Source organism: Acidovorax delafieldii 2AN (genome assembly GCF_000175235.1).
GTDB classification, from domain to species: Bacteria; Pseudomonadota; Gammaproteobacteria; order Burkholderiales; family Burkholderiaceae_C; genus Acidovorax; species Acidovorax delafieldii_B.
In genome coordinates, this window is sequence record NZ_ACQT01000164.1 from 1 (window position 1) to 8,561 (window position 8,561).

3 protein-coding genes are annotated in these 8,561 nt (G+C 68.0%); 1 reads left to right on the top strand and 2 read right to left on the bottom strand.

Features of this window, described 5'->3' with window-relative positions:
* Together ACDELDRAFT_RS16230 and ACDELDRAFT_RS16235 are read right to left on the bottom strand one after the other, a co-directional pair.
* On the bottom strand, window positions 1-317 hold a 317-nt coding region (locus ACDELDRAFT_RS16230; protein ID WP_005798774.1), incomplete at its 3' end, for an ATP-binding cassette domain-containing protein.
* Between the two features lie 444 nt (window positions 318-761).
* On the bottom strand, window positions 762-6,722 hold the full coding sequence (locus ACDELDRAFT_RS16235) for an Ig-like domain-containing alpha-2-macroglobulin family protein (protein ID WP_005798776.1): 5,961 nt from the start codon (window positions 6,720-6,722) through the stop codon (window positions 762-764).
* Window positions 6,723-6,944: 222 nt separating this feature from the next.
* On the opposite strand from ACDELDRAFT_RS16235, the gene ACDELDRAFT_RS16240 reads away from it, so the two are divergent.
* The coding region (locus tag ACDELDRAFT_RS16240; protein ID WP_005798778.1) for a catalase at window positions 6,945-8,561 on the top strand (1,617 nt) is incomplete at its 3' end.

The following is an 8,561-nucleotide window of genomic DNA, read 5'->3' on the forward strand; positions in this document are numbered from 1 at the left end:
GGCACCTTGCGCACCGACATGCCGAACTGGATGTTGCCCGCCACCGTGAGGTGCGGAAACAGCGCGTAGTTCTGGAACACCATGGCCGCGCCGCGCTGCGCAGGCGGCAGGTGGGTGACGTCCTTGCCGTCGATCAGCACCTGGCCCGAAGTGGCCGTCTCCAGGCCCGCGATGATGCGCAGCGTGGTCGACTTGCCGCAGCCCGACGGGCCCAGCAGGACGCAAAAAGAACCAGGGTCGATGCGCAGTTGCAGCGAATGCAATGCAGTGACCTGATCCCACGATTTGGCAACCGCATTGAGCTCAATCGAAGACATCGGCGCAGTCTAGATACGCCTTGTGACAAGCAAAAGTCAGGCGCGTGAAAGCCTGTGCCCTGCGTCACACAGGCGACGCGCCGCAAAAGAGGATGCGCCCCGTCCATGACTGTCACGTCCCCGCGCCGCGCAGTGCCGCCAGCGGGGTGCTGGCCGCGCACCTTGCAATGCCTGCACAGCCGCCGCGCGCTTCTGGGCCACTGCGCCGTTGCGCCTCTCGCACGGCAGTGCAGGGCCCTACCAGCGCCAGGCACGCACCCGGCACCTGGGCCAACGGCAGCGCCCCACGGGGAGAAAACCGCGGCACCTCGCGGCCCCCGCTGCACGCATCGCTTCAGAGAGCCTCCGCCCACGCGCAACGCCACCCTGCATGCAAAAACACCCTGTAGCGCAAACCCCGCGGGCACAACAAGCTATTCAATCAATAGCATGCGGCGCAACCGGTCAGGGCGTAGCCAGCACCTTCACCCGCGCATTCGGCGCTTCGCCAAACATCTCTGGCGCGTACAGCGCCTCGACGCGGCTGGGCGGCAGGGCAAAGTCGCCGGCGTTGTTCAGGCGCACGGTGTATTCCATCTTGACCGTGCCCTTGGGCAGGTACTCGTAATAGCTGCGGAAAGACTCGAAGCTGCGCTCCTCGAACGCAGGCCAGCCGCTGCCGCTCCTCTTCTCGCCCTGCGTGGCGATCTCGGAATCGCGGCCCAGCCCGCTGCCCAGGATGGTGGCGCCGCCCGGGATGGGGTCGGTGATGGCCACCCAGGTCATGTCGGCGCTGGCGTTCACCTCCAGCGTCACGCGCAGCACGTCGCCGCGCGTGTACTGGCCTGCGGGCAGCGACTTGTTGGCCTGCTCCACCGGCGTGATGGTCTTCCTGAGGGCATAACCCGCCGCAAACGGCGCCTTGAGGTCGATGGCTGCCACTGACTGCAGCGTGAGCCAGGGCTTGCCGGGGCCCTGGTGCGTGACGGCCAACTGCTCCTTGCCACCGGCCTTGCCCCAGGGCAGGAACATGCCATTGCCGCGCAGCATGCCGGGCGCGGCCGGCGCGCCAAACCAGGTGGTCTGGTGGGCCGCGCCGCTGGCGTCCGACGTCTTGATGCGCTCGACCTTGCTCCAGTCCACGCTGGCGTTGTTGCCCCCCATGGCGGCCTTGGTGGTGCCCGACACGGGCGTGGCCTCGAACCTGGCGCTGAATTTTTCCAGCGCCAGCCCGCCCCACAGGTTGGCCGTGGTGGTGTGCCACGCGCCCGCCTGCTGGCGGCTGATGAAGCCGTTGGCCAGGCGGCCCATGTCGTCCTTCCAGGCCGGGTCGTCCATCACCGCGAGCATCAGGCGCGCGGTGTTCACGTCGCCGTTCTGCATCAGCCACCACCAGTAGTCGTCCTGCTCGGTGCTGAAGATGAGCTTGGTGCCCTGGAACGACAGGCGCGCGCGCAGGATCTGCATGGCCTCGGCCAGGCGCTTGTCGCGCTCGGGCACATCGGCCACGCGCTTCAAGATGTTCACCCAGTCGATCACCGCATGCGTGGGCCACTGGTTGGGCGCGATGGTGATGCTGCCCACCATGCGCCCCTGGGCCTTGCCGTAGCGCGACAGCGCCTCGATGGCAGCAAGCTTGCGCATGTCCAGGTCCTTGCGCGGGCTCCAGAAGCTGCGTTCGATGCGGCCTTCGATGAAGGCGATCAGGCCGCGCTCCATGGGCGCGCGAACGTCGTCCGGCAGCGCAAAGGCGGGGTTGATGGCAGCGGCCTCGTGCGTGGCCGCCAGCACATAGGCCGTGAGCGTATCGCTGCCCCGGCTGGCATCGCCATCGCGCGGCGGGAAGTAGTTGGCCAGGCCGTCGCTGTCGAGGTAGGTGGGCAGCTGCGCCACCACGGTCTGCCACAGCGCGCCGTCGCGCAGGCCCACGGCCTTGCTGGTCTTTTGCTCCAGACAGGCGAACGGGTAGCGGGCCCACCAGTCGCGCACGCCAGGCAGGCCCTCGGCCAGTTTGGGCTGCAGCGACATCTTGAGGCCGCCGCGGCCGGGCAATGCGTCGGCGGGCGGGTTCACGTCCAGATTGAAGCTGCCTTCCACCTGCACCAGCGTGGCCTGCTGCACCGTGAGCGGCACGGCCGGAATCAGCTTCTGGCTGGCCTTGAGCGCGTCGCGCGCGCCGCTGACGGTGTCCTTGGCCTCGATCTCCCACAGAATGGCCTGGGCACGGGTCTGCGCAAGCTGGGCGGGCGCGGTGACATTCCAGGCCACCTCGCGCGATTCGCCGACGGGGATGTCCACGGTCTGGGGCTTCAGGTCGAGCAGCGTGGCGCGCGGCGCCACCTCGACCTTCATTGCGGCCTTGGTGGTGTTGCGCAGCGTGAGCTGGGCGCGGAACTGGTCGTCCTCACGCACCAGGGGCGGCAAGCCGCTGATGATCTGCAAATCCTGCGTGGCGCGGATTTGGGTAGCGCCGGAGCCGAACAGGCCGGTGGACGCATCGGCCACCGCCACGATCTTGAAGGTGGTCAGCGCGTCGTTCAGCGGCACGGTCACCTTGGCCTGGCCGTTGGCGTCGAGCTTGAGCGCGGGTTCCCACAGCAGCAGCGTGTCGAGCAGTTCGCGCGTCTGTGCGCGGCCACCGCCGCCGCCCGCAGGCACGGCCTTCTTGCCGTAGTGGCGCCGGCCGATGATTTCCATCTGCGCGGTGGAGGTCTGCACGCCCCAGCTGCGCCGCTGCAGCATGGCGTCGAGCAGGTTCCAGCTGGTGTTGGGCATCAGCTCCAGCAGGGCCTGGTCCACGGCGGCCAGGGCCACCTCGGCATTCGCGGCGGGCTTGCCACCCGGCAGCGTGGCCGTGATGGTGACCTGCGCCTTGCCGCGCACGGGGTAGCTTTCCTTGTCGGCTGCCACTTTCACGTCGATCCGGTGGGCCTGCGTGCCCACGCGGATCTCGGCCAGGCCCAGGCGGAACGCGGGCTTGGACAGATCGACCAGCGCCGTCGGCGCCTGGTATTCCTTGCCCTCGTACCAGAAGGATGTCCACCACTCGCGCGGCGACTTGAAACCCCAGGTGAAGAAGCTGTACCAGGGCACATCGCGCAGGCGTCCACGCAAGGCCAGCACGCTCACATACACGTTGGGCCCCCAGCCTTCCTGCACCTTGAGGCTGACGGTCGGGTCCTGCCCGTTGAGCTGCACCACCTGCGTCTCGATGATGCCTTCGCGCTCCACCGCCACCAGGGCCGTGGCAAAGCGGAAGGGCATGCGCACCTGGAACTTGGCCACCTCACCCGGCTGGTAGCTCTTCTTCTCGGGCAGCAGGTCGATGCGGTCGTGGTCCTCGCCACCAAACCACAGTTCGCCCTGGCGGGTGACCCACACCGACGCAGCCGCTTCGCTGGTGTTGCCGTCCTTGTCGGTGGCGGTGGCCACGAGTTCCACCTCGCCGGCCTCGTCCAGCCGGGCCTCGCACAGCAGCAGGCCCCGGCTGTCGCTCTTGCCCGAGCAGACAGTGCCCAGGTCCTTGGTCTCGGTCTGGTTGTCGTAGCTGTAGAAGCCGCCCACCATGCGCTTGCGGGTGGTGGTGGTGATGCGCGCAATGGCCTGCACCTGCAGGCCGGTGTCGGGCGCGGCCTTGCCGTCGTGCTGGAGCGCCAGCGCCTGGAAGCGGATCTTCTGGCGCGCCGATACCCAGCCTTCGGTCTTGATGCCCGCCACCACGCCGGCGGGCCACAGCGTGTGGGTGCTGCGCAGGGTCTGCACTTCCCCGTTGGGGTCGGCGTAGGTGGCCTCAAGCAGCAGCTCTTGCGGCCGGCGGGCCTGGGGCACGTTGTCGATGCCGAGCTTGCCCGCGCCGTTGCGGTCCAGCGTGAGCGGCAGCTTGTCGGCGATCACGCGGGCATCCTGGCTGGCGGTGGCCTCTTCGTCATCGCTGTGGGCGCTGGACTGCTCGCGCTTGCGCGGCGGGTTGAAGCTGAAACTGTCGTAGTCGCTGAACTGCAGGTATTTGCCGCGCACCAGGGCCGACACACGCACCGGCAGGTTGGCGGCGCCGCCCCCCGCAACGTAATTGATCTGCACATCGGTGGGCACCGAGCGCACATGCACCAGGGGCTTCTTGTCGCTGGGCGCGATGCGCCCTTCCAGCACGGGCAGTCGGAACTCTTCCACCCGGAACTGGCCCGAGCCGAAGCTGCGCCCGCCCGGCTTGTCGCTGCGCAGCTCCACCTCATAAAGCCCCAGCTTGGCGGCCGGAGGCACAGCAAAGCTGCTCTGGGCACTCAGGCCGCCGGTGGCGGTGCTGCGCCATGCCAGGGGCTGCGTGTACTGCTGGCCACTGCCCGTGTGGGTGATGACCAGGGTGCCGGGCCGCTCCGCGGGCAGGCCGAAACCCTTGCGGTTTTCGGAGCGCAGCAGATGCTTCATCGACACCGTTTCACCGGCGCGCAACAAGGTGCGATCGAAGATGGTGTGGGCCCGCTCATCGGGCTGGGCTTCGGTGCTGGTGGGCACATTGAAGCGCCAGGATTCGATGCCCCGCTGCCAGTCGCTCCAGGTGAACGCCATGTCTTCCACGCCGTCTGCGCCCTTGCTGCGCGCGCTCACAAAATAGGCCTGGCCGCCGTCGGTGTCGCTGCACAGCGCCGGTTCGGGCGAAAGCCCTTCCAGGGTGGCAATGCCCTGGGCATTGGTGGTGGCGGTGGCAAGCTGGCGGCCCGAGCAGTCCGACACCCGTACGCTGGCATTCGCGACGGGCTGGCCCCGGTCCAGCGTGGTCACCCACGCCAGGGCGTTCTCACGCCCCAGCTTGAAGTGCACGCCCAGGTTGGTCACCAGGGCCGAGGTGCGCACATACATCGTGCGGCCTTCTCCATGGCGCTCGTCCAGCAGCGAGGCGCCCAGCTTCTGCGACGCGATCTCGACCACATGGAAACCGGGGGTGAGCGGAATGCCCACCACCTCGAAGGGGCGTGGGTCGTTGCCGGCGGGCTTGGGCAAATCGAGCGTCTTCACGCCGCCCTTGCCCGCCAGCAGCGACACCATGCGCGACTGCACGTTCTCCGCGGCGCTGTCGAGCACTCGGGGCAGCGGGCCGGTGGCATCGGCACGCGCCTGCTTGCGGTCCACCATGTAGCTGTCATAGCGCTGCACCTTGCGGAACCAGGCAATGATGTCGGCGTCGGCCGTGGGCCGCAGCGTGCTGACCTTGCCCGTGGGCGCGGCCCCCGGCTGCAGGCCCTGCACGCGCAGCGCCGCCTCCACGTTGCGCAGTGTCACGGGCAGCAGCGCGGGGCCCTGGGGGCCTTCGGCAAAACGCTCCACGATGCCAAAAGGCGCCGCGGCAAACTTGGCGAGCGGCGGCATGCCACCCGTGGCCACCTTCAGCGGAAAGCTGCCTGCATTGCGCAGCGCGCGGCCCGATGCGTCCTTGAAATCCTTGGGCAGCTCGATCGTGAAGGCCGTGTTTTCGGCCAGCGGCGCCGCAAACTGCACACTACCCACCAGGGCATCGGCCGGTTGACCCTGCGCGGCGCCGTCCACCTGGGGCTTGAGGGTTTCCGCCGCCGACTTGAGGCGAATGGCCGACGCCAGCTTGCGCGGCACCGGCGCATTGAACGATAGCTGCAGCGGGCGAATCGGCAGGCAGGCGGCCTGGGCGTTCTCGCGTTCGCAGCTGAATTCGGCGGCAAACGGCTGGCGCACCCGGTAGTCGAAGCGCTTTTCCACGGCATTGGGCACGCCGCTGGGCGTGGCCACGCCCTTGCCAAACACCAGCTGCACGCGCGAACCCGAGGTCAGCCGGCGGTTGCACGCCAGTGCGACGAACTGCAGCGGCTCCTGCTGCGCACGCTGCTCCAGCCCCAGCGATTTGAGCACCTCGCTGCGCTGCGCTCCCTCGATCAGCCGCACAGGCACGCGCTCGCCCACGCCCTCCAACGTGCACCAGACGTTGGCCTGCACGCTGGCCACGGCGGCCGGGCCGTTGAGCTGCAGCACGAAGAACTGCTCTTCGTCGATCTCCTGGTAGGTGCCGGGCCGGATGTTCTGGACGAAAGGCCCGCCACTATTGAATTGATAGCTCGTCGCGCCCGTCAGCAAAGCGCCTGCAGCCGATTTGAATCCAGATTTGACCGTGACGGTGCAGCGCACCCCGGGCGGCAGGTCGTTGTCGAAATCGAAGACCCATTCGCGCTCGCTGGTCCAGCGGCCGGTGCCCCGTGTGGCCGTTGCATCGCTGCAACTCAGGCTCACGGGGGCCGGCGCCTTGGGGTCACCGAAATTGACGGCGGCCGTGTCGAACTTGGCCACCATCTGGCGCACCCGCGCCACCTCGCCCTGGGGCGAAAAACTGCTGATCTGCAGGGCGTGTGCGCCCCAGGCCGCCAGTGACAGTGCGGCAGCCACTACCCATTTTCTTGTGTCCACGCCTTCCCCTCCGAAGCAATCGGCAAGCGTAACAAAACCCTATGTCCGGCGGGGGTGCGTTGCATGCGCTTACGTCTCGGCCAGGCCAAAGCCCACCGGGCGCGGATTCGCCGCCCCGCGATGACGCCCCCATGGGCGGGCGTCCTACGCCAGGGCACGGCGTTGGAACGAATGATGGACGCCTTTCGTTGCCCCCTTTACCCAGGAACCCAGGAGCCCCCAATGGCAAGACCCCCTACCTCGCGCAGCGCGGCCAGCCGTTCCACGCCTTCAGCGCCTCCCACGCCCTCCACCACGCAGGCCGACCACTACCGCGGCCAGGCCGGCGAACTGCAGCAGCAGCCCACGGGCAAGCACCCCGTCCTCACCACGCAGCAGGGCATAGCCGTGGCGGACAACCAGAACTCCCTGCGCGCCGGCGCCCGCGGCCCGGCGCTGCTTGAAGATTTCATCCTGCGCGAGAAGATCACCCACTTCGACCATGAACGCATCCCCGAGCGGGTGGTGCATGCGCGCGGCAGCGCGGCCCACGGGTTCTTTGAACTCACGCACTCGCTCAAGCAGTACACCACCGCGCGCGTGCTCACCGAGACGGGCGTCCAGACGCCCGTGTTCGCGCGCTTTTCCACCGTGGCGGGTGGCGCGGGCTCGGTGGACACGCCGCGTGATGTGCGCGGCTTCGCCGTGAAGTTCTACACCCCCGAAGGCAACTGGGACCTGGTGGGCAACAACATCCCCGTGTTCTTCATCCAGGATGCGATCAAGTTTCCCGACCTCGTGCACGCCGTGAAGATGGAACCCGACCGCGCGTTTCCGCAGGCCGCCACCGCGCACGACACCTTCTGGGACTTTGTCTCGCTCATGCCAGAAACGCTGCACATGGTGATGTGGGCCATGAGCGACCGCACCCTGCCGCGCAGCCTGCGCATGATGGAAGGCTTTGGCATCCACAGCTTCCGGCTGCTGAACGCGGCCGGCGAGAGCACGTTCGTGAAATTCCACTGGCGCCCCAAGCTCGGCCTCCAGTCCACCGTGTGGGACGAAGCCATGAAGCTGCAGGCGGCCGACAACGATTTCCACCGCCGCGACCTCTTCGAGGCCATCGAGGCCGGCGACTTTCCTGAATGGGAGCTGCTGGTGCAGCTTTTCACCGAGCAGGACGCCGAGCGCTTTCCGTTCGACCACCTCGACCCCACCAAGCTCATCCCCGAGGAACTGGTGCCGCTGCAGCCGGTGGGGCGCATGGTGCTCAACCACTGGCCCGACAACTTCTTTGCCGAAACCGAGCAGGTCGCCTTCTGCCCCGCCAACGTGCCGCCCGGCATCGACTTCAGCAACGACCCGCTGCTGCAGGGCCGGCTGTTCTCGTACCTCGACACGCAGCTGCTGCGCCTGGGCGGCCCCAACTTCGTGCAACTTCCCATCAACGCGCCCAAGTGCCCCTTCCACCACCTGCAGCGCGACGGCCACATGCAAATGCAGATCCCCAAAGGCCGCGTGAACTATGAGCCCAGCAGCCTGCAGACCGACACGCCGCGCGCTTCGCAGGGCCAGGGCTTGCGGCACTTCGCGCAGGCCGACGATGGGGCAAAGGGACGCATCCGCCCCGAGAGCTTTGCCGACCACTACAGCCAGGCGCGCATGTTCTATCGCAGCCAGAGCCCGGTGGAACAGGCCCACATTGCCTCGGCCACGGTGTTCGAGCTGTCCAAGGTGCAAACGCCGCATGTGCGCGAAGCCGTGGTGGGCCACCTGCTGCATGTAGACCCCGAACTGGCCGAGCGCGTGGCCGGGGGACTGGGCCTGACGGCCATGCCGCCCGCACCGCGCGCCGCCGAG